The 18,946-nt window shown below is 57.9% G+C and carries 19 protein-coding genes; 9 read left to right on the top strand and 10 right to left on the bottom strand.

Going from position 1 to position 18,946, the window contains the following annotated elements:
* Positions 1-40 precede the first annotated feature (40 nt).
* Genes VZP09_RS18725 through VZP09_RS18735 form a run of 3 tightly spaced genes read left to right on the top strand, consistent with a single transcriptional unit; the run spans position 41 to position 2,160 of the window.
* Positions 41-1,039, top strand: coding sequence for a hydrolase (locus tag VZP09_RS18725; protein WP_024264627.1), 999 nt, complete (start codon positions 41-43; stop codon positions 1,037-1,039).
* Entirely contained in the window at positions 1,036-1,254 is a 219-nt protein-coding gene (locus VZP09_RS18730; RefSeq protein ID WP_002920151.1) for a YheU family protein, read from the top strand. The genes VZP09_RS18725 and VZP09_RS18730 overlap by 4 nt, the downstream gene beginning before the upstream one ends.
* Positions 1,255-1,290: 36 nt before the next feature.
* Positions 1,291-2,160: a phosphoribulokinase gene (locus VZP09_RS18735; RefSeq protein ID WP_002920153.1), complete on the top strand. Its 870-nt coding sequence runs from the start codon at positions 1,291-1,293 to the stop codon at positions 2,158-2,160.
* 54 nt (positions 2,161-2,214) lie between these two features.
* On the opposite strand, the gene VZP09_RS18740 is transcribed toward VZP09_RS18735, so the two are convergent.
* Positions 2,215-2,619, bottom strand: a complete 405-nt coding sequence (locus VZP09_RS18740) for an OsmC family protein (RefSeq protein ID WP_002920158.1) — start codon at positions 2,617-2,619, stop codon at positions 2,215-2,217.
* 306 nt (positions 2,620-2,925) lie between these two features.
* Between VZP09_RS18740 and crp the strand changes: the two genes are divergently transcribed.
* Complete coding sequence (gene crp / locus VZP09_RS18745; RefSeq protein WP_000242758.1) at positions 2,926-3,558, top strand: cAMP-activated global transcriptional regulator CRP; 633 nt, start codon at positions 2,926-2,928, stop codon at positions 3,556-3,558.
* 51 nt (positions 3,559-3,609) lie between these two features.
* Positions 3,610-5,688, top strand: coding sequence for a YccS/YhfK family putative transporter (locus VZP09_RS18750; protein ID WP_328795334.1), 2,079 nt, complete (start codon positions 3,610-3,612; stop codon positions 5,686-5,688).
* On the opposite strand, the gene argD is transcribed toward VZP09_RS18750, so the two are convergent.
* The 5 genes from argD to ppiA form a co-directional block, all read right to left on the bottom strand.
* On the bottom strand, positions 5,678-6,898 hold the full coding sequence (gene argD / locus VZP09_RS18755; protein WP_004174049.1) for a bifunctional acetylornithine/succinyldiaminopimelate transaminase: 1,221 nt from the start codon (positions 6,896-6,898) through the stop codon (positions 5,678-5,680). The two genes, VZP09_RS18750 and argD, sit on opposite strands and share 11 nt — an antisense overlap.
* 90 nt (positions 6,899-6,988) lie before the next feature.
* Complete coding sequence (pabA, locus tag VZP09_RS18760; RefSeq protein ID WP_002920229.1) at positions 6,989-7,552, bottom strand: aminodeoxychorismate synthase component 2; 564 nt, start codon at positions 7,550-7,552, stop codon at positions 6,989-6,991.
* A gap of 32 nt (positions 7,553-7,584) precedes the next feature.
* A complete protein-coding gene (locus VZP09_RS18765; protein WP_004181446.1) occupies positions 7,585-8,187 on the bottom strand; it encodes a putative adenosine monophosphate-protein transferase Fic in 603 nt (200 codons plus the stop codon).
* Positions 8,177-8,344 carry a YhfG family protein gene (locus VZP09_RS18770; protein WP_002920231.1) on the bottom strand — a complete coding sequence of 56 codons (168 nt, stop codon included), beginning with the start codon at positions 8,342-8,344 and terminating at the stop codon, positions 8,177-8,179. Before VZP09_RS18770 ends, VZP09_RS18765 begins: the two co-directional genes overlap by 11 nt.
* A gap of 106 nt (positions 8,345-8,450) precedes the next feature.
* Positions 8,451-9,020, bottom strand: a complete 570-nt coding sequence (gene ppiA / locus VZP09_RS18775) for a peptidylprolyl isomerase A (RefSeq protein WP_002920238.1) — start codon at positions 9,018-9,020, stop codon at positions 8,451-8,453.
* 276 nt (positions 9,021-9,296) lie between these two features.
* Between ppiA and tsgA the strand changes: the two genes are divergently transcribed.
* Positions 9,297-10,484: an MFS transporter TsgA gene (gene tsgA, locus VZP09_RS18780; RefSeq protein ID WP_032415757.1), complete on the top strand. Its 1,188-nt coding sequence runs from the start codon at positions 9,297-9,299 to the stop codon at positions 10,482-10,484.
* Here tsgA and VZP09_RS18785 read toward each other — a convergent pair.
* Positions 10,481-11,803 (bottom strand): cytosine deaminase, encoded by a 1,323-nt coding sequence (locus VZP09_RS18785; protein WP_004174045.1) that lies wholly within the window; start codon positions 11,801-11,803, stop codon positions 10,481-10,483. The two genes, tsgA and VZP09_RS18785, sit on opposite strands and share 4 nt — an antisense overlap.
* Before the next feature lie 238 nt (positions 11,804-12,041).
* Between VZP09_RS18785 and nirB the strand changes: the two genes are divergently transcribed.
* From nirB to cysG, 3 genes are all read left to right on the top strand, one after another.
* Positions 12,042-14,585, top strand: coding sequence for a nitrite reductase large subunit NirB (nirB, locus tag VZP09_RS18790; RefSeq protein WP_002920243.1), 2,544 nt, complete (start codon positions 12,042-12,044; stop codon positions 14,583-14,585).
* On the top strand, positions 14,582-14,908 hold the full coding sequence (gene nirD / locus VZP09_RS18795) for a nitrite reductase small subunit NirD (RefSeq protein WP_002920249.1): 327 nt from the start codon (positions 14,582-14,584) through the stop codon (positions 14,906-14,908). The genes nirB and nirD overlap by 4 nt, the downstream gene beginning before the upstream one ends.
* Before the next feature lie 153 nt (positions 14,909-15,061).
* The gene (gene cysG, locus VZP09_RS18800) at positions 15,062-16,435 is read left to right on the top strand and encodes a siroheme synthase CysG (protein WP_002920252.1); all 1,374 of its coding nucleotides are present in this window, start codon (positions 15,062-15,064) and stop codon (positions 16,433-16,435) included.
* 72 nt (positions 16,436-16,507) lie between these two features.
* Here cysG and trpS read toward each other — a convergent pair whose 3' ends face one another.
* From trpS to rpe, 3 genes are read right to left on the bottom strand one after another with little or no spacing between them, the layout of a single operon-like run.
* Entirely contained in the window at positions 16,508-17,512 is a 1,005-nt protein-coding gene (trpS, locus tag VZP09_RS18805) for a tryptophan--tRNA ligase (protein WP_102004893.1), read from the bottom strand.
* The gene (gene gph / locus VZP09_RS18810; RefSeq protein WP_004188345.1) at positions 17,505-18,266 is read right to left on the bottom strand and encodes a phosphoglycolate phosphatase; all 762 of its coding nucleotides are present in this window, start codon (positions 18,264-18,266) and stop codon (positions 17,505-17,507) included. The genes trpS and gph overlap by 8 nt, the downstream gene beginning before the upstream one ends.
* On the bottom strand, positions 18,259-18,936 hold the full coding sequence (gene rpe / locus VZP09_RS18815) for a ribulose-phosphate 3-epimerase (RefSeq protein ID WP_002920259.1): 678 nt from the start codon (positions 18,934-18,936) through the stop codon (positions 18,259-18,261). The genes gph and rpe overlap by 8 nt, the downstream gene beginning before the upstream one ends.
* Positions 18,937-18,946 lie beyond the last annotated feature (10 nt).

Genomic DNA, 18,946 nt, shown 5'->3' on the forward strand with positions numbered 1-18,946 from the left:
TAATTGTTCTGGTGCTATGGTTGAAATCATCCCCACAGACATGACGCCCCCCGAAAACGATTCGCGTGAGTTCCATCCGATGCGCGGCGTGGGCAATCGTCATCTGCAAACCATGCTGCCGCGGCTGATTCGCCGTAAATTGCGCTTTACCCCGCACTGGCAGCGCCTTGAGCTGCCGGACGGCGATTTTGTCGATCTGGCCTGGAGCGAAGACCCGCACCAGGCGCGCCATAAGCCGCGCCTCGTCGTTTTTCACGGCCTGGAAGGCAGTCTGCACAGCCCGTACGCCCATGGTCTGATCCACGCGGCGATGCAGCGCGGCTGGCTGGGCGTGGTGATGCATTTCCGCGGCTGCAGCGGCGAACCTAACCGCAATCACCGCATCTATCACTCCGGCGAAACGGAAGATGGCACCTGGTTTTTGCACTGGCTGAAGCGCGAGTTTGGTCCCGCGCCGACCGCGGCCGTCGGCTATTCGCTGGGCGGCAATATGCTGGGCTGCCTGCTGGCAGAAGAAGGCGACCGCTGCCCGCTGGATGCGGCGGTGATCGTCTCCGCGCCTTTCATGCTCGAAGCCTGCAGCTATCATATGGATAAGGGCTTCTCGCGGGTTTATCAGCGCTATCTGCTCAATCTGTTAAAAGCCAACGCTTCACGCAAGCTGAAAGCGTACCCGGGCTCGCTGCCCGTCGATTTACGCCAGCTCAAAGGGATGCGCCGCATCCGGGAATTTGACGATATGATCACCGCCAAAATCCATGGCTTTGCCGATGCGCTGGATTATTACCGGCAATGCAGCGCCATGCCGCGGCTCAGCGATATCACTAAGCCGACGCTCATCATTCACGCGAAAGACGATCCGTTTATGGATCACCACTCTATTCCGCCGCAGGAGCAACTGCCCGCGAACGTAGAGTATCAATTGACCGAGCAAGGCGGCCACGTTGGTTTTGTTAGCGGCACTCTGCGTAAACCGGAGATGTGGCTGGAAAGACGCATTCCCGACTGGTTAAACCGCTGGCTGGAGGTTCCCGTATGATTATTCCCTGGCAGGATCTGGATCCCGAAACGCTGGATAACCTGATTGAAAGCTTTGTGTTACGTGAAGGCACCGATTATGGTGAACATGAACGTTCACTTGCCGATAAAGTCGCCGATGTAAAACAGCAGCTGAAACGCGGAGAGGCGGTCCTTGTGTGGTCGGAACTGCATGAGACAGTCAATATTATGCCGCGCGCGCTGTTTAACGGCTAAGGCGACGCCACTACATCGTTTAACCAGGGAGTTGTTATGTCTGCCAAACATCCGGTGATCGCCGTCACGGGCTCCAGCGGCGCGGGCACTACCACCACCAGCCTTGCCTTTCGCAAAATCTTCGCGCAGCTAAACCTGCACGCCGCGGAGGTGGAAGGCGATAGCTTTCATCGCTACACCCGCCCGGAAATGGACATGGCGATCCGTAAGGCGCGGGATCAGGGCAAACATATCAGCTACTTTGGCCCGGAGGCGAACGACTTCGGCCTGCTGGAGCAGACCTTTGTCGACTATGGTCGCCACGGCAAAGGTCAGTCGCGGAAATACCTCCACACCTATGACGAAGCCGTGCCGTGGAATCAGGTGCCGGGGACCTTTACCCCCTGGCAGCCGCTGCCGGAGCCGACAGACGTGCTGTTCTATGAGGGGCTGCACGGCGGGGTTGTCACGCCGCAGCATGATGTCGCCAGCCATGTCGACCTGCTGGTCGGGGTGGTGCCTATCGTTAACCTCGAGTGGATCCAAAAGCTTATTCGCGACACCAGCGAACGCGGCCACTCCCGGGAGGCGGTGATGGACTCGGTCGTCCGCTCGATGGAAGATTACATCAACTTCATTACGCCGCAATTTTCCCGCACCCATATCAACTTTCAGCGCGTGCCGACGGTGGACACCTCCAACCCGTTTGCCGCCAAAGCGATCCCCTCGCTGGACGAGAGCTTTGTGGTGATCCATTTCCGCAATCTGCAGAATATCGATTTCCCCTGGCTGTTGGCGATGCTGCAGGGCTCGTTTATCTCGCACATGAACACCCTGGTGGTGCCGGGCGGTAAAATGGGGCTGGCGATGGAACTTATCATGACGCCGCTGGTCGAGCGCCTGATGGAAGGCCGTAAGATAGGCTAACCAAAAAACCCCGGCCTGGCCGGGGTTGAGATTCGATACAACGGCAGGCGAAGACTACGCCTCGATCACTTCATAGGAGTGAGTGATGTTCACCGCTTTTTCCAGCATCAGCGCCACCGAGCAGTATTTCTCTGCCGACAGGTCCACCGCCCGGGAGACCGCGGCATCTTTCAGCGCCTTGCCGGTGACGATAAAATGCAGATTAATATGCGTGAACAGACGCGGAGCCTCTTCGCGACGCTCGGAGGTCAGCTTCACTTCGCAATTGGTCACGTCGTGACGACCTTTTTGCAGAATGGAGACCACATCGATCGCACTGCAACCGCCCGCCGCCATCAGCACCATCTCCATCGGGCTGGGAGCCTTATCCCCGGAGTTGCCATCCATCAGAATCTGGTGTCCCGATGCGGACTCCCCGATAAAGGTTAACCCTTCTACCCATTTCACACGCGCTTGCATAAAATTTAACTCCAGTATCGCAATATTCCTGTCAGATTACGCGCACATAACAATTCTCGCAACGGAAGGCGACCTGCGTCATGCTGAAGCGAGACACCAGGAGACATGCGGCGAAAGCTATGCTAAAACAGTCTGGATGCTACAGTAATACATTGATGTACTGCATGTATGCAGAGGAGTTCACATTACGGGCTGTCGAAAAATCATCAGCCAGCTTCCCAGGTATAGGGAAACAATACGATTGCATGCCCGGACGCCGTGTAGTGTCGGCGCCCGGAGATAGCTTATAACAGAGGATAACCGCGCATGGTGCTTGGCAAACCGCAAACAGACCCTACCCTTGAATGGTTCTTGTCTCATTGCCACATTCATAAGTACCCATCAAAGAGCACGCTGATCCACCAGGGTGAAAAAGCAGAAACGCTGTACTACATCGTTAAAGGCTCCGTGGCTGTACTCATCAAGGATGAAGAAGGTAAAGAGATGATCCTCTCCTACCTCAACCAGGGCGATTTCATCGGTGAATTAGGCCTGTTTGAAGAGGGTCAGGAGCGTAGCGCCTGGGTACGGGCGAAAACCGCATGTGAAGTGGCCGAAATCTCTTATAAGAAATTCCGTCAGCTGATCCAGGTGAACCCGGACATTCTGATGCGTCTCTCTTCGCAAATGGCTCGCCGTCTGCAGGTCACGTCTGAGAAAGTGGGCAACCTGGCCTTCCTCGACGTGACGGGCCGTATCGCCCAGACGCTGCTGAACCTGGCGAAGCAACCGGATGCCATGACCCACCCGGACGGTATGCAAATTAAAATTACCCGCCAGGAAATTGGTCAGATCGTCGGCTGCTCTCGTGAAACCGTTGGTCGTATTTTGAAAATGCTGGAAGATCAGAACCTGATTTCCGCGCACGGTAAAACCATCGTCGTCTACGGCACCCGTTAAGTTGCTAAGCGGTGTATTGCTCCCGCAGTACGCCGTTTTTGTTTTTCCCTCATGTGGCGCAGGCTGATTTACCACCCGGAAGTCAACTATGCACTGCGGCAAACGCTGGTGCTGTGTCTGCCCGTGGCCATCGGTCTTCTGCTCGGCCATCTCCAGCAGGGGCTGTTATTTTCCTTAGTCCCCGCCTGCTGCAACATTGCCGGTCTTGATACCCCGCATAAGCGCTTTTTCAAACGCCTGATTATCGGCGGCTGCCTGTTTGCCGGATGCAGTCTGGTGGTGCAGTTGCTGCTTGCCCAGGCGATACCCCTGCCGTTTATTCTCAGCGGCCTGGCGCTCTTGCTCGGCGTTACCGCGGAGATCAGTTCGCTGCACGCGCGGCTGCTGCCCGCGTCGCTGATCGCCGCCATCTTTACCCTGAGCCTGGCGGGCAATATGCCCATCTGGGAGCCGCTGCTGATCTACGCCTTCGGCACGCTGTGGTACGGCGTGTTTAACTGGTTCTGGTTCTGGCTGTGGCGCGAACAGCCGCTACGGGAGTCGCTTAGCCTGCTTTACCGGGAGCTGGCGGACTACTGTGAAGCCAAATACAGCCTGCTGACCCAGCATACCGATCCCTCGACCGCCCTGCCGCCGCTGCTCACCCGCCAGCAGAAAGTGGTCGATCTGATTACCCAGTGCTATCAGCAGATGCATATGCTGGCCGCTAACCAACGCAACGATCATAAGCGCCTGCTGCGGGCGTTTCAGATGGGGCTGGATCTACAGGAGCATATTTCGGTCAGCCTGCATCAGCCGGAAGAGGTGCAAAAGCTGGTGGAACGCAGCCATGCCGAAGCGGTGATCCGCTGGAACGCGCAGACCGTCGCCGCCCGCCTGCGCGTGCTGGCGGATGACATGCTCTATCATCGCTTTCCAAAGCGCTTTCAGATGGATAAACAGATCGAGGCTCTGGAAAAGATCGCCAGACAACATCCGGATAACCCGGTCGGCCACTTCTGCGCCTGGCACTTCAGCCGCATCGCCCGGGTGCTGCATACCCAGCGCCCGCTGTATGCCCGGGACCTGATGGCCGACAAAGAGCGTCGTTTACCGCTATTGCCTGCGCTAAAGAACTACCTGTCGCTAAAATCGCCCGCGCTGCGCAATGCCGCCCGCATCAGCGTGATGCTGAGCGTCGCCAGCCTGATGGGCAACGCCCTGCACTTGCCTAAGCCCTACTGGATCCTGATGACGGTGCTTTTCGTCACCCAGAACGGCTATGGCGCCACCCGGGTGCGTATTGTTCACCGGGCGGCGGGGACGCTCGCCGGCCTGACGATCGCCGGGCTGACCTTGCATTTTCACGTTCCGGAGAGCTACACCCTGAGCGGGATGCTGCTGATTACCCTGCTCAGCTATCTGATCATTCGCAAACACTATGGCTGGGCGATGGTTGGGTTTACGGTGACGGCGGTATATACCCTGCAGCTGCTGACGCTTAACGGCGAACAGTTTATTATCGCCCGGCTGATCGACACCCTTATCGGCTGCCTGATTGCCTTCAGCGGGATGGTCTGGCTGTGGCCGCAGTGGCAAAGCGGCCTGCTGAAAAAAAACGCCCACGATGCGCTGGAGGCCGACCAGCAGGCAATTCGCCTGATCCTCAGCGCCGATCCAAAAGCCCCCGCGCTGGCCTATCAACGCATGCGCGTCAACCAGGCGCACAACGCGCTCTACAACTCCCTGAATCAGGCGATGCAGGAACCCGGGTTTAATACCCACTATCTGGAAGATATGAAGCTGTGGGTGACGCACAGCCAGTTTATCGTCGAACACATCAACGCTATGACCACCCTGGCCCGGGAGCATACGATGCTGACCCCGGATCTTGCCCAGCGCTATCTCGAATCCTGTGAGATTGCGCTGCAGCGCTGCCAGCAGCGGCTGGACAGCGATGGTCCCGGCAGCGCAGGGGATGCCAATATTATGGAGTCGCCGGAAAGCGAGGCGCCGATCGGTCCGTTAAGCACCCTGGAGCAGCATCTGCAACGCATTCTGGGCCATCTGAACACCATGCACACCATTTCATCAGTGGCATGGCGTCAGCGGCCGCACCATGGCATCTGGCTGCGGAAGATCAGCCGTTAATCACCTTTGCCACCGCCTGGGCAAAGCGCGCCATCCCTTCAGTAATATCCTGCTCGTCGATGATCAGCGAGGGAACAAAACGCATCACGTCCGGCCCGGCGTTGAGCACCATGACGCCGGCGTCGGCCGCGGCATAGAGGAAATCACGCGCGCGGCCTTTGTGCTGCGGCTTGAGTTCCGCGCCGATCAGCAGGCCCATCCCGCGTATATCACTGAACAGATCAAACTCGGCATCCAGCCGCTGCAGGTGTTTGACGAACAGTTCGCGCTTCGCGCTCACGCCATCCAGCACCGCCGGGGTATTGATCAGATCGAAGGCGGCGTTGGCGACCGCGCAGGCCAGCGGGTTGCCGCCGTAGGTTGAGCCATGGGAGCCCGCATGGAAGGCGCTGGCGATCTCGTGGGTGGTCAGCATGGCGCTGACCGGGAAGCCGCCGCCCAGCGCTTTGGCGCTGGTCAGAATATCCGGGGTCACGCCGTAGTGCATATAGGCGAACAGCGATCCGGTACGCCCCATACCACACTGTACTTCATCAAAGACGAGCAGCGCCTGGTGCTGATCGCACAGCTCGCGCAGTCCCTGCAGGAAAGCCGGCGTGGCCGCCGTCACGCCGCCTTCGCCCTGAATCGGCTCCACCACCACCGCGCAGGTGTGGTCATCCATCACCGCTTTTACCGCCTGCAGATCGTTGAAGGGAACATGGACAATATCCGCCGGTTTTGGGCCGAAACCATCGGAATACTTCGGCTGACCGCCGACGGAAACGGTAAACAGGGAGCGGCCATGAAAGGCATTATGGAAGGCGATGATTTTGGTTTTATACGGGCTATGGCGGGTCACCGCATAGTGACGCGCCAGCTTAAAGGCCGTTTCATTGGCTTCGGTGCCGGAGTTCATAAACACCACGCGCTCGGCGAAGGTAGCCTCGACAAGTTTACGTCCCAGACGCAGCGCCGGCTCATTGGTAAAGACGTTGCTGGTGTGCCACAGCGTTTCGCCCTGCTGATGCAGCGCCGCCACCAGCGCCGGATGGCAATGGCCAAGCGCCGTCACCGCGATACCGCCGGCGAAATCGATATACTCTTTCCCCTGCTGATCCCAGACGCGGCTGCCTTTCCCCTTCACCGGGATGAATTCTGCCGGTGCATAAATTGGCAAAATAACTTCATCGAATGTGGCGCGGGTGATTGCCGGTTGTTCAGTTGCCATGTCTTGCCCATCCCTCTTCGTTACGCAGATGCGATTATGATAATCTAATCACAAAATATGCATAAAAAATCAGTCAATAGCAACTGAAAATCACCGTTTCAAAAAGTTGGCCAGCAATTGATGGCCCTGCTCGCTGAGGATGCTTTCCGGATGAAACTGCACGCCCTCGAGATCCCATTCGCGGTGACGGATCCCCATAATCTCACCGCTGGCGCTGCGGGCAGTGACGTTAAACTCGGACGGGAGCGTCGGCGGGTCAATCACCAGCGAGTGATAGCGGGTCACCGTCAGGGGATTATTCAGCCCCTGAAACACCCCTTCGCCGTTATGCTCGATAAGCGAGGTTTTGCCATGCATGACCTGGGCCGCCCGCACGATAGTCGCGCCAAACGCCTGGGCGATCGCCTGATGCCCGAGACAGACGCCCAGCAGCGGCGTTTTTCCGGCATAGTGGCGGATAACCGCGAGGGAAATCCCCGCCTCATCCGGCGTACAGGGGCCTGGCGAGATCACGATTTTCTCCGGCGCCAGCGCCGCTATCTCCTCCAGCGTCAACGCATCGTTGCGCCTGACCAGTACTTCCGCCCCCAGTTCGCAGAAGTACTGATACAGATTCCAGGTGAAAGAGTCATAGTTATCGATAAGCAGGATCATAGCGGCTCCGGAACAATCAAAACCGGGCTATTCTACTCAGATTCCCGCGCTTCGCTTACCACTTTGCGAAAGATCGCCACCAGCGGGGCCAGATCGCCCATCGCGCTCTGCTGGCAGGCCGCACTCCAGCCGGCGGGGTCAACGTCACGCCAGTTAAGAAGGTAGCCGGCATGTATCGCCAGCTGTTCAAAGAAAATGCGCTGGGTCAGGCCATTGCCAAGACGAAAAGGGTGCAGCACATTAATTTCACCATAGAACCAGCTCAGGCGTTCGATGAAGGTATCGCGCGGCAGGCCATTGAGATAATCCTCCTGCTCAAGGGCCTGCATCAGGGCATTCCCCTCCTCCTCGATCCGGGCAAAGTGGCAGAACGGCGTATCGCCCAGGTAGAGGTTCACTTCACGCAAGCGGCCCGCCCAGTCAAACAGATCCTGATACAACTGGTGATGAATAGCGCACAGATAGGGTAAGCCGCGCACCCGCGGGCCCAGCGGCAGAGTGGCCGCCCGCAGCGCTGTCATCTCAAAGGCGGCCTGCTGCAGATTTTTAGCCTGGCGGATGCCGAGACGGTTGCGCAGCACGTTCAGCGCCGGATAGAGATAAGGATCGCGTTCATCGCCGAATTTATCGCTCATACTCCCTCCGCAACGTCGCCAGACGCGCCAGCGCCTCTTCGGCAGTCAGCGTAACCAGCGGCACCGTCACGCCTTCAAGGCGACGGCTGGCCTGAAAATTGGTATTGCGTGTCTGTTCCCAGAGTCGGGATTTTTGCTTATCGGTGAGTGGACGCATCGTCGCCCCCCATATCGTCCCCTGTGTGCCACAAGTATAAGCAGCAATTTCAGGTTATGCCGGGAGGTGACCGGGCGCGGCGATAGACCACCGCGCCGCGGGAGGATTAGGGTAGCACTTTCGCAGAGAGGATTACGACCGGTTTGGTCGGCACATTCTGGTACGGACCAACGTTATGGGTCTGGACCTGAGAGATCTTATCCGCAACATCCATCCCCTTCACCACTTTGCCGAATACCGCATAGCCAAAGTCGCGCTGGCCATGGTCGAGGAAGGCGTTATCCGCCACGTTGATGAAGAACTGACTGGTGGCGCTATCCTGATCGGCGGTACGCGCCATCGCGATGGTGCCGCGGGTGTTGCGCAGGCCGTTGTCTGCTTCATTCTTGATCGGCGGGTTAGGCTGCTTCTGCTGCATCTGTTCGTTAAAGCCGCCGCCCTGCACCATGAATCCCGGGATCACGCGGTGAAAGGTGGTGTTGTTGTAGAAGCCGCTGTTGACGTACTTCAGGAAGTTATCCACGGAAATCGGGGCTTTCTGGCTGTTTAACTCAAGCTCAATGTTACCTGCCGAAGTGGTCAGCAGCACATGCGGATCGCCCTTTGCCGCCATGGCCGGGGAGAACGCTGAAATAGCGAAAACGGCAGCCATCGCCGCCAGTGTTGATTTGAGCATGGAAATTCCTTAACGGAGCAGAATAAAAGCGAGTGCCTTGATTCTAAAGAGCCTTTGCATCCTGGGCCAGCCTTTTACCAAATTTTACTTAGCTGTAATAATTGTAACCGCGCAAACGATCTCCTTTGCAGCGAACAAGCGTGATGCAGATCACATTAAAACATGCAAAAGATAACCCATTTCACAATAAACATTTAATTACATCACCTGAACGAATAAAATCTGTCCGCCCGGCGCAGCGTCAACGCGCTTTACCTTTCTATTCACAGGCCAGTCATGACTAACAGCAACCGTATTAAGCTCACATGGATCAGCTTCTTCTCCTACGCCCTGACCGGCGCGTTGGTGATCGTCACCGGGATGGTGATGGGTAACATTGCGGATTATTTCCATCTGCCCGTTTCCAGTATGAGCAACACCTTTACCTTTCTGAACGCCGGTATTCTTATCTCCATCTTCCTCAATGCCTGGCTGATGGAAATCGTGCCGCTGAAAACTCAGCTGCGCTTTGGCTTTATTTTGATGGTGCTGGCGGTGACCGGCCTGATGCTCAGCCACAGCCTGGCGCTGTTCTCCGCGTCAATGTTCGTTCTTGGCCTGGTGAGCGGGATCACCATGTCGATCGGGACCTTCCTGATCACCCATATGTATGAAGGCCGTCAGCGCGGGGCACGTCTGCTGTTTACCGACTCCTTCTTTAGCATGGCGGGCATGATTTTCCCGATGGTCGCCGCCGTCCTGCTGGCGCGCAGCATCGAGTGGTACTGGGTCTACGCCTGTATTGGTCTGGTGTATGTCGCTATTTTCGTCCTGACTTTCGGCTGTGATTTTCCGGTGCTGGGCAAAAAAGCCCAGAGCGAAAACAGCCAGCCGGTGGTGAAAGAGAAGTGGGGCATCGGCGTGCTGTTCCTCTCCGTTGCGGCGCTGTGCTACATCCTCGGTCAGCTGGGCTTTATCTCCTGGGTACCGGAATATGCGAAGAGCCTGGGCATGAGCCTCGGCGACGCCGGTAAACTGGTGAGCGATTTCTGGATGTCCTACATGATCGGCATGTGGTCATTCAGCTTCATCCTGCGCTTCTTCGACCTGCAGCGTATCTTAACCGTCCTCGCCGGGCTCGCGACGGTGCTGATGTACCTGTTTATCAATGGTTCGCCGGAGCATATGCCGTGGTTTATTCTGACCCTGGGCTTCTTCTCCAGCGCCATTTACACCTCGATCATTACGCTCGGTTCGCAGCAGACGCGGGTCGCTTCGCCGAAGCTGGTGAACTTTATCCTCACCTGCGGCACCATCGGCACCATGCTCACTTTCGTGGTCACCGGCCCGATTGTGGCGGCCAGCGGTCCCCTGGCCGCGCTGCACACCGCTAACGGCCTCTATGCCGTGGTATTCGTAATGTGCTTTATCCTCGGCTTCGTCTCCCGTCATCGCCAGAACAACGCTCAGGCGGCGTCTCACTAAGCCTTCGGCCCCTTTGCATCCGCAAGGGGGCTGTTCCTCATAAAAGAAAGCTCCTCGCCACCGCGGTCAGTTTGGATCCAGCTTTGCGCCGGCTGGGTGGTCGCGATCACCCTTCCCTGGCGAATTGACCAGCGCACCGGCACCTGGCAGCGGACGGCCTCAAAGCCATTCTCCGCCGGGAGAATGATCAGGTTAGCCGGGTTGCCGCTGACAATGCCGTAATCCTCGAGGCCAAACGTGCGGGCGCTGTTGTCGGTGATAAGCTGCAGGCCGTCGTTGATCTGCTGGTAGCCCATCAGCTGGCAAACATGGAGCCCCATATGCAGGACCTGCAGCATATTGCCGGTCCCCAGCGGGTACCACGGGTCAAAGACGTCATCATGACCAAAGCAAACGTTGATCCCCGCCGCCAACAGCTCCTTCACCCGGGTAATGCCCCGTCGCTTCGGGTAGTCGTCAAACCGGCCCTGCAGATGAATATTCACCAGCGGATTGGCGACAAAGTTGATGCCGGAGAGCTTAAGCAAGCGGAACAGACGCGAGGTATAAGCGCCATTATAGGAGTGCATAGCGGTGGTATGGCTGGCCGTTACCCGCGGCCCTATCCCCGCTTTCAGCGCCAGCGCGGCAACGGTTTCAACAAAGCGCGACTGCTCATCGTCAATTTCATCGCAGTGAATATCCAGTGGGCGGTCATATTGCTGCGCCAGACGGAAGGCAATATGCAGCGATTCCACACCATATTCACGGGTGAACTCAAAATGCGGGATCGCCCCGACGACGTCCGCCCCCAGCTTGAGGGCCTCCTCCAGCAGCGCCTCGCCGTTGGGGTAAGAGAGGATCCCCTCCTGTGGGAAAGCGACAATCTGTAACTCGACCCATGGCGCCACCTCCTGTTTGACCTCCAGCATCGCCTTCAGCGCCGTTAACGTGGGATCGGAAACATCGACATGAGTGCGGACAAACTGCACGCCATTGGCGATCTGCCACTTCAGGGTTTTCCACGCCCGGGCTTTGACGTCCTCATGGCTGAGCAGCGCTTTCCGCTCCGCCCAGCGCTCAATCCCCTCGAACAAAGTACCGGACTGATTCCAGTTCGGCTCGCCGGCCGTCTGGGTGGTATCCAGATGGATATGCGGCTCGATAAAAGGCGGGATCGCTAGCCCGCCGCGAGCGTTCAATACCTCGTAGCTTTCATCGTGTGCCTCCCCCATCGGCGTGATCGCGCCAAAGCGGCCCTTATCAATGGCTATTTGCCACAGGCCGTCGCGGTCTGCCAGGCGTACGTTCTGAATCAACCAAAGCGGCGCTGCTGTCATATCACCCTCTCTATTCAATACGGCTTGTTTTCTGTCTAACCCCAATCGCGGCTTACCCAATTCTTGTACACAAAATCAGCAAAAAGGAAAAGTCAGCATTTTCCATGACTTATAAAAATACTGACAAATCAAACGCATACCCATTAAGTGGTAGGTGAGGTTGTCATTGATTTGCATCAATAAGCCTGATGGCTGAATCGTTAAGGTAGGCGGTAATAGAAAAGAAATCGAGGCAAAAATGAGCAAAGTCAGAATCGCTATTATCGGTAACGGCATGGTTGGCCATCGCTTTATCGAAGAGCTTCTCGATAAGGCGCCTGCCGGACAGTTCGACATTACCGTGTTCTGTGAAGAACCGCGTATCGCCTACGACCGCGTCCACCTGTCGTCTTATTTCTCCCATCACACTGCGGAAGAACTGTCGCTGGTACGCGAAGGTTTCTATGAGAAACACGGCGTCAAGGTGCTGGTCGGCGAACGGGCGATCACCATCAACCGCCAGGAGAAAGTGATCCACTCCAGCGCCGGGCGTACCGTGTTCTACGACAAGCTGATTATGGCGACCGGCTCATACCCGTGGATCCCGCCGATTAAAGGCGCGGAAACCCAGGATTGCTTCGTCTATCGCACTATTGAAGATCTTAACGCCATCGAATCCTGCGCCCGCCGCAGCAAACGCGGCGCGGTAGTCGGCGGCGGCCTGCTCGGCCTGGAAGCGGCCGGCGCGTTGAAAAACCTCGGCGTGGAAACCCATGTTATCGAATTCGCGCCGATGCTGATGGCCGAACAGCTCGACCAGATGGGCGGCGAGCAGTTGCGGCGCAAAATCGAAAGCATGGGCGTGAAAGTTCACACCAGCAAAAACACCAAAGAGATTGTTCAGCAGGGCACCGAGGCGCGCAAAACCATGCACTTCGCCGACGGTAGCGAGCTGCAGGTCGATTTCATCGTCTTCTCAACCGGGATCCGCCCGCGCGATAAGCTGGCCACCCAGTGCGGGCTGGCGGTCGCCCAGCGCGGCGGCATCATGGTCAACGATAGCTGCCAGACCTCCGATCCGGATATCTATGCCATCGGGGAATGCGCCAGCTGGAACAACCGTGTCTACGGTCTGGTCGCCCCCGGCTATAAAATGGCCCAGGTGGCCGTCGACCATCTCCTCGGCAGTGAAAATAGCTTCACCGGCGCCGACCTCAGCGCCAAGCTGAAGCTGTTGGGTGTGGACGTGGGCGGGATCGGCGATGCCCACGGCCGCACGCCGGGCGCCCGTAGCTACGTCTATCTCGACGAAAGCAAAGAAGTTTATAAGCGCCTGATCGTCAGCGCCGACAACAAAACGCTGCTCGGCGCGGTGCTGGTCGGCGATACCAGCGACTACGGCAATCTGCTGCAGCTGGTGCTCAACGCCATCGAGCTGCCGGAAAACCCGGATTCGCTGATCCTCCCGGCCCACGCCGGCAGCGGCAAGCCGTCCATCGGCGTGGATAAACTGCCGGACAGCGCGCAGATCTGTTCCTGCTTCGACGTCAGCAAAGGCGACCTGATCGCCGCTATCAACAAAGGCTGCCACACCGTGGCGGCGCTGAAAGCGGAAACCAAAGCCGGGACCGGCTGCGGGGGCTGTATTCCGCTGGTCACTCAGGTGCTCAACGCCGAGCTGGCGAAACAGGGCATTGAGGTCAACAACAATCTGTGCGAACACTTCGCTTACTCCCGTCAGGAGCTGTTCCACCTGATCCGCGTGGAAGGCATTAAAACCTTCGACGAACTGCTGGAAAAACACGGTCAGGGCTACGGCTGTGAAGTCTGTAAGCCGACCGTCGGTTCCCTGCTGGCCTCCTGCTGGAATGAGTACATCCTCAAGCCGCAGCACACGCCGCTGCAGGACAGCAACGACAATTTCCTCGCCAACATTCAGAAAGATGGTACCTATTCGGTGATCCCGCGCTCAGCTGGCGGCGAAATCACGCCGGAAGGGCTGGTCGCCGTGGGCCGTATCGCGCGTGAATTCAATCTGTACACCAAAATCACCGGCTCTCAGCGCATCGGCCTGTTTGGCGCGCAGAAAGACGACCTGCCGGAGATCTGGCGGCAGCTGATTGAAGCGGGATTCGAAACCGGCCACGCCTACGCCAAAGCGCTGCGAATGGCGAAAACCTGCGTCGGCAGCACCTGGTGCCGCTACGGCGTTGGCGACAGCGTCGGCTTCGGCGTGGAACTGGAAAACCGCTACAAAGGCATCCGCACCCCGCACAAAATGAAGTTCGGCGTCTCCGGCTGCACCCGCGAATGTGCCGAGGCTCAGGGCAAAGACGTCGGGATCATCGCCACCGAGAAAGGCTGGAACCTGTACGTGTGCGGTAACGGCGGGATGAAACCGCGTCACGCCGATCTACTGGCCGCGGACCTCGATCGCGATACGCTCATCAAATATCTCGACCGCTTTATGATGTTCTACATCCGCACCGCCGATAAGCTGACCCGCACTGCCCCGTGGCTGGACAATATGGAAGGCGGTATCGACTATCTGCGCAGCGTCATCATCGATGACAAGCTCGGTCTGAACGACCATCTGGAAGAAGAACTGGCTCGCCTGCGCGCCGCCTTCGCCTGCGAGTGGACCGAGACCGTCAACAACCCGGCGGCGCAGACCCGCTTCAAACACTTTATCAACAGCGACCAGCGCGACCCGAACGTTCAGGTGGTGCCGGAACGTGACCAGCACCGCCCGGCCACGCCGTATGAGCGTATCCCGGTTACTCTGGTGGAGGAAAAAGCATGAGCCAGTGGGTAAATATCTGCAGCATCGACGACATCCTGCCGGCCACCGGCGTCTGCGCCCTGCTCGGTCAGCAGCAGGTGGCGATCTTCCGTCCCTACCATGACGACAGAGTATTCGCCATCAGCAACATTGATCCGTTCTTCAACGCCAGCGTACTGTCTCGCGGGATTATCGCCGAGCATGACGGCGCGCTATGGGTCGCCAGCCCGCTGAAAAAACAGCGCTTCCGTCTAAGCGACGGCCTGTGCATGGAAGATGCCAGCCACTCTATCGCCCGCTTCGACGCTCGCGTGAAAGACGGACACGTTCAGCTTAAAGCGTAAGTCCTTCTCCCTCCCCCCGGCCACGGGGGGAGATATAAGTAACAGTTCTGACCGACAGCGCATGAGTGCGGGATATGTCGCATGTTTTGTATTACCTTTGCTGCTATTCTACGACCACTCGTTTTCTACCCCTTATTTTTATGAGGTTATTCTGTGGATCACTTACCCATATTCTGCCAGTTGCGCCAGCGCGATTGTTTACTGGTTGGCGGCGGGGATGTCGCCGAACGCAAAGCCCGTCTGCTGCTGGATGCTGGCGCTAACGTCACGGTCAATGCGCTCGACTTCACGCCCCAGTTTCAGGTGTGGGCTGATTCACAGATGCTAACTCTGGTGCAGGGGGAGTTTATCCCCTCGCTGCTGGATAACTGCTGGCTGGCCATCGCCGCTACTGATGATGAGACGGTCAACCAGCAGGTTAGCGAGGCGGCCGAAGCGCGGCGTATCTTCTGTAACGTGGTGGATGCCCCGCGCCAGGCCAGCTTTATCATGCCGTCGATCATCGATCGCTCGCCGCTGATGGTCGCCGTCTCCTCGGGCGGGACATCACCGGTTCTGGCGCGCCTGCTGCGCGAGAAACTGGAGTCAATTCTGCCCCTGCATCTCGGCCAGCTGGCCCGCTATGCCGGCCATCTGCGCGCGCGGGTTAAGCAGCAGTTTGCCACCGTAGGCGAGCGTCGCCGCTTCTGGGAGAAGCTGTTTGTTAACGACCGTCTGGCGCAGTCGCTGGCTAATGACGATCGGCAGGCAGTCGCGGATACCACTGAGCAGTTGCTGACGGAGCCGTTGGAGCATCGCGGCGAGGTGGTGCTGGTTGGCGCCGGCCCCGGTGACGCCGGGCTGCTCACGCTCAAAGGCCTGCAGCAGATCCAGCAGGCTGACGTGGTGGTCTATGATCGGCTGGTCTCCGATGACATCATGAATCTGGTGCGCCGCGATGCCGATCGGGTGTTCGTCGGCAAGCGCTCAGGCTACCACTGCGTCCCGCAGGAGGAGATCAACCAGATCCTGCTGCGCGAAGCGCAAAAAGGAAGACGCGTGGTCCGGCTGAAAGGCGGCGATCCCTTTATCTTTGGCCGCGGAGGGGAAGAGCTGGAGACGCTTTGCGAGGCGGGCATCCCCTTCTCCGTTGTGCCTGGCATTACCGCCGCCTCCGGCTGCTCCGCTTATTCGGGGATCCCCCTGACCCACCGCGATTTCGCGCAGGGCGTCCGCCTGGTCACTGGCCACCTGAAAACCGGCGGCGAGCTGGACTGGGCGAACCTGGCGGTGGAGAAGCAAACCCTGGTGTTCTACATGGGTCTGAACCAGGCGCCGGCGATCCGCGAGAAGCTTATCGCTCACGGCATGGCTGAAGATATGCCCGCCGCCATCGTCGAGAACGGCACCGCTGTGACGCAAAAAGTGGTCAGCGGCACCTTAGGACAACTGGATATTCTGGCGCAGCAGATGGCCAGCCCGGCGCTGATCATCGTCGGCCGCGTGGTCGGTCTGCGGGATAAACTGAACTGGTTTTCGAACCATTAACCTTGCCTCCCATAAAGTGACAGGCATAAAAAAGGGCGGGATAGCATCCCGCCCTTTTAGCTGTTGCGTCGCTTACGGCTTGGCGACAAAGCCAATCGCTTCGTATACCGCTTTCAGGGTTTGAGAAGCCCGCGCGCTGGCCTTTTCCGCACCGTCTTTCATCACCTGATTGAGAAACGCTTCGTCGTTACGGAAACGGTGATAGCGCTCCTGCAGGTCAATCAGCATGCCCGATACCGCTTCGGCGACTTCGCCTTTCAGGTGGCCATACATTTTGCCTTCAAAATGCTGTTCCAGCTCAGGAATAGTTTTCCCGGTAACCGCGGAGAGGATATCCAGCAGGTTGGAGACGCCCGCTTTCTCTTTCAGATCGTAACGCACTACCGGCGGCTCGTCGGAGTCGGTGACCGCACGTTTAATCTTCTTGACCACCGATTTCGGATCTTCCAGCAGGCCGATGACGTTGTTGCGGTTGTCGTCGGACTTGGACATCTTTTTCGTCGGCTCCAGCAGCGACATCACGCGCGCGCCGGATTTAGGGATAAACGGCTCAGGCACTTTAAAAATATCGCCGTAGATGGCGTTAAAACGCTGGGCGATATCGCGGCTTAGCTCAAGGTGCTGTTTCTGATCTTCGCCCACCGGAACCAGGTTGGTCTGGTACAGCAGAATGTCAGCGGCCATCAGTACCGGATAATCAAACAGACCGGCGTTGATGTTCTCCGCGTAGCGCGCTGACTTGTCTTTAAACTGAGTCATGCGGCTCAGTTCGCCGAAATAGGTGTAGCAGTTCAGCGCCCAGCCTAGCTGGGCATGTTCCGGCACGTGCGACTGCACGAAGATAGTGCTTTTCTGCGGGTCGATGCCGCAGGCCAGATACAGCGCCAGGGTGTCCAGCGTCGCCTTGCGCAGCTGCTGCGGATCCTGGCGCACGGTGATGGCGTGCTGGTCCACGATGCAATAGATGCAGTGGTAATCGTCCTGCATGTTTACCCACTGACGCAGCGCACCCATATAGTTGCCAATGGTCAGTTCACCTGAGGGCTGTGCGCCACTAAAAACGATGGGCTTAGTCATGTTTCAATTCCTGAGTTTCACTGTGCGGTAACCCGAGAGCGGGTAAGAGTTCGTTAAACTGGTCGAAGAGATAGTCCGGCTCGCTCAGCGCAAGCGGTTCACCATAGTTATAACCGTAGGTCAGACCAACAGAGCAGCAGCCTGCCGCTTTGGCCGCCTGAATATCATTGCGCGAATCGCCGACAAACAGCAGCTCGGCTGGAGCCAGAGAGAGCTTTTCCGCCACCAGCAGCAGCGGTTCCGGATGCGGCTTTTTATTCTGCACGTCATCGCCGCCAATCACCACGGTAAAATATTTCGCAATATCGAGCGCGTCCAACAGCGGGGCGACAAACGGCGTCGGCTTATTGGTAACCAGCGCCAGCGGCAGGCCTTTGGCATGCAGCGCGCCGAGCGTATCGGCCACCGCCGGGAACAGGAAACTGCCCTCTTCCGCCGCTTCGGCGTAATAGCGGTCAAACAGTTTACGCAAAATGCGTAGCTGCTCGTCTTGCGGAATATCATGATCGTCGACGGAAGGCTTGCCCATCGCCGCACGTAACGTTGCTCGCTCCTGACGAGCCCAGGTCAGCGCCCGCTCCATCAGGACATCGGCGCCGTTTCCGATCCAGGTGATAACGCGTTCTTCTCCCGCCACCGGCAGCTCCAGGGCGTAAAGGGCGTTATCAACCGCCGAGGTTAGACCCGGCGCGCTGTCCACCAGCGTGCCGTCGAGATCAAATGCGATGCCGCGGATCGCCTGTAATTTATCCATGACTCACCTTCGCTAATTCACTACGCATTTGATCAATGACTTGCTTGTAGTCCGGCTGACCGAAGATCGCCGAACCGGCAACAAACATATCCGCACCCGCCGCGGCGATTTCGCCGATATTGCTGGCTTTCACGCCGCCATCCACTTCGAGGCGGATGTCGTAGCCGGACGCATCGATGCGCTGGCGCACTTCACGCAGTTTATCCAGCGTCTGGGGAATAAAGGACTGGCCGCCAAAGCCCGGGTTAACCGACATCAGCAGGATCACGTCCAGCTTATCCATCACGTAATCGAGGTAGCTCAGCGGCGTCGCCGGGTTAAACACCAGGCCCGCTTTACAGCCGTGCTCTTTGATAAGCTGCAGGCTGCGATCGACGTGTTCGGAGGCTTCCGGATGGAAGGTGATAATGCTGGCGCCGGCTTCGGCAAAATCAGGAATGATGCGGTCGACCGGCTTCACCATCAGGTGAACGTCGATTGGCGCGGTAATACCGTAATTACGCAGTGACTTCAGCACCATCGGGCCAATCGTCAGGTTTGGCACGTAGTGGTTGTCCATAACGTCGAAGTGCACGACATCCGCACCCGCCGCCAGCGCCTTCGCGGTATCCTCACCCAGACGGGCAAAATCAGCCGACAGAATCGAAGGGGCAATCAAATACTGCTTCATCCGCATCTCC

Source organism: Klebsiella sp. EMBS2024 (assembly GCF_036233805.1).
Lineage (GTDB): Bacteria > Pseudomonadota > Gammaproteobacteria > Enterobacterales > Enterobacteriaceae > Klebsiella > Klebsiella pneumoniae.

Excerpts from the sequence above, each read along its gene's own strand:
- ppiA (WP_002920238.1), bottom strand. The coding sequence starts at position 9,020 with ATGCTCAAATCAACACTGGCGGCGATGGCTGCCGTTTTCGCTATTTCA.
- nirD (WP_002920249.1), top strand. The coding sequence starts at position 14,582 with ATGAGCCAGTGGGTAAATATCTGCAGCATCGACGACATCCTGCCGGCC.
- VZP09_RS18740 (WP_002920158.1), bottom strand. The coding sequence starts at position 2,619 with ATGCAAGCGCGTGTGAAATGGGTAGAAGGGTTAACCTTTATCGGGGAG.
- VZP09_RS18730 (WP_002920151.1), top strand. The coding sequence starts at position 1,036 with ATGATTATTCCCTGGCAGGATCTGGATCCCGAAACGCTGGATAACCTG.
- VZP09_RS18750 (WP_328795334.1), top strand. The coding sequence starts at position 3,610 with ATGTGGCGCAGGCTGATTTACCACCCGGAAGTCAACTATGCACTGCGG.
- rpe (WP_002920259.1), bottom strand. The coding sequence starts at position 18,936 with ATGAAGCAGTATTTGATTGCCCCTTCGATTCTGTCGGCTGATTTTGCC.
- argD (WP_004174049.1), bottom strand. The coding sequence starts at position 6,898 with ATGGCAACTGAACAACCGGCAATCACCCGCGCCACATTCGATGAAGTT.
- VZP09_RS18765 (WP_004181446.1), bottom strand. The coding sequence starts at position 8,187 with ATGAGCGATAAATTCGGCGATGAACGCGATCCTTATCTCTATCCGGCG.
- tsgA (WP_032415757.1), top strand. The coding sequence starts at position 9,297 with ATGACTAACAGCAACCGTATTAAGCTCACATGGATCAGCTTCTTCTCC.
- pabA (WP_002920229.1), bottom strand. The coding sequence starts at position 7,552 with ATGATCCTGCTTATCGATAACTATGACTCTTTCACCTGGAATCTGTAT.
- VZP09_RS18735 (WP_002920153.1), top strand. The coding sequence starts at position 1,291 with ATGTCTGCCAAACATCCGGTGATCGCCGTCACGGGCTCCAGCGGCGCG.
- nirB (WP_002920243.1), top strand. The coding sequence starts at position 12,042 with ATGAGCAAAGTCAGAATCGCTATTATCGGTAACGGCATGGTTGGCCAT.
- trpS (WP_102004893.1), bottom strand. The coding sequence starts at position 17,512 with ATGACTAAGCCCATCGTTTTTAGTGGCGCACAGCCCTCAGGTGAACTG.
- VZP09_RS18785 (WP_004174045.1), bottom strand. The coding sequence starts at position 11,803 with ATGACAGCAGCGCCGCTTTGGTTGATTCAGAACGTACGCCTGGCAGAC.
- crp (WP_000242758.1), top strand. The coding sequence starts at position 2,926 with ATGGTGCTTGGCAAACCGCAAACAGACCCTACCCTTGAATGGTTCTTG.
- VZP09_RS18725 (WP_024264627.1), top strand. The coding sequence starts at position 41 with ATGACGCCCCCCGAAAACGATTCGCGTGAGTTCCATCCGATGCGCGGC.
- gph (WP_004188345.1), bottom strand. The coding sequence starts at position 18,266 with ATGGATAAATTACAGGCGATCCGCGGCATCGCATTTGATCTCGACGGC.
- VZP09_RS18770 (WP_002920231.1), bottom strand. The coding sequence starts at position 8,344 with ATGCGTCCACTCACCGATAAGCAAAAATCCCGACTCTGGGAACAGACA.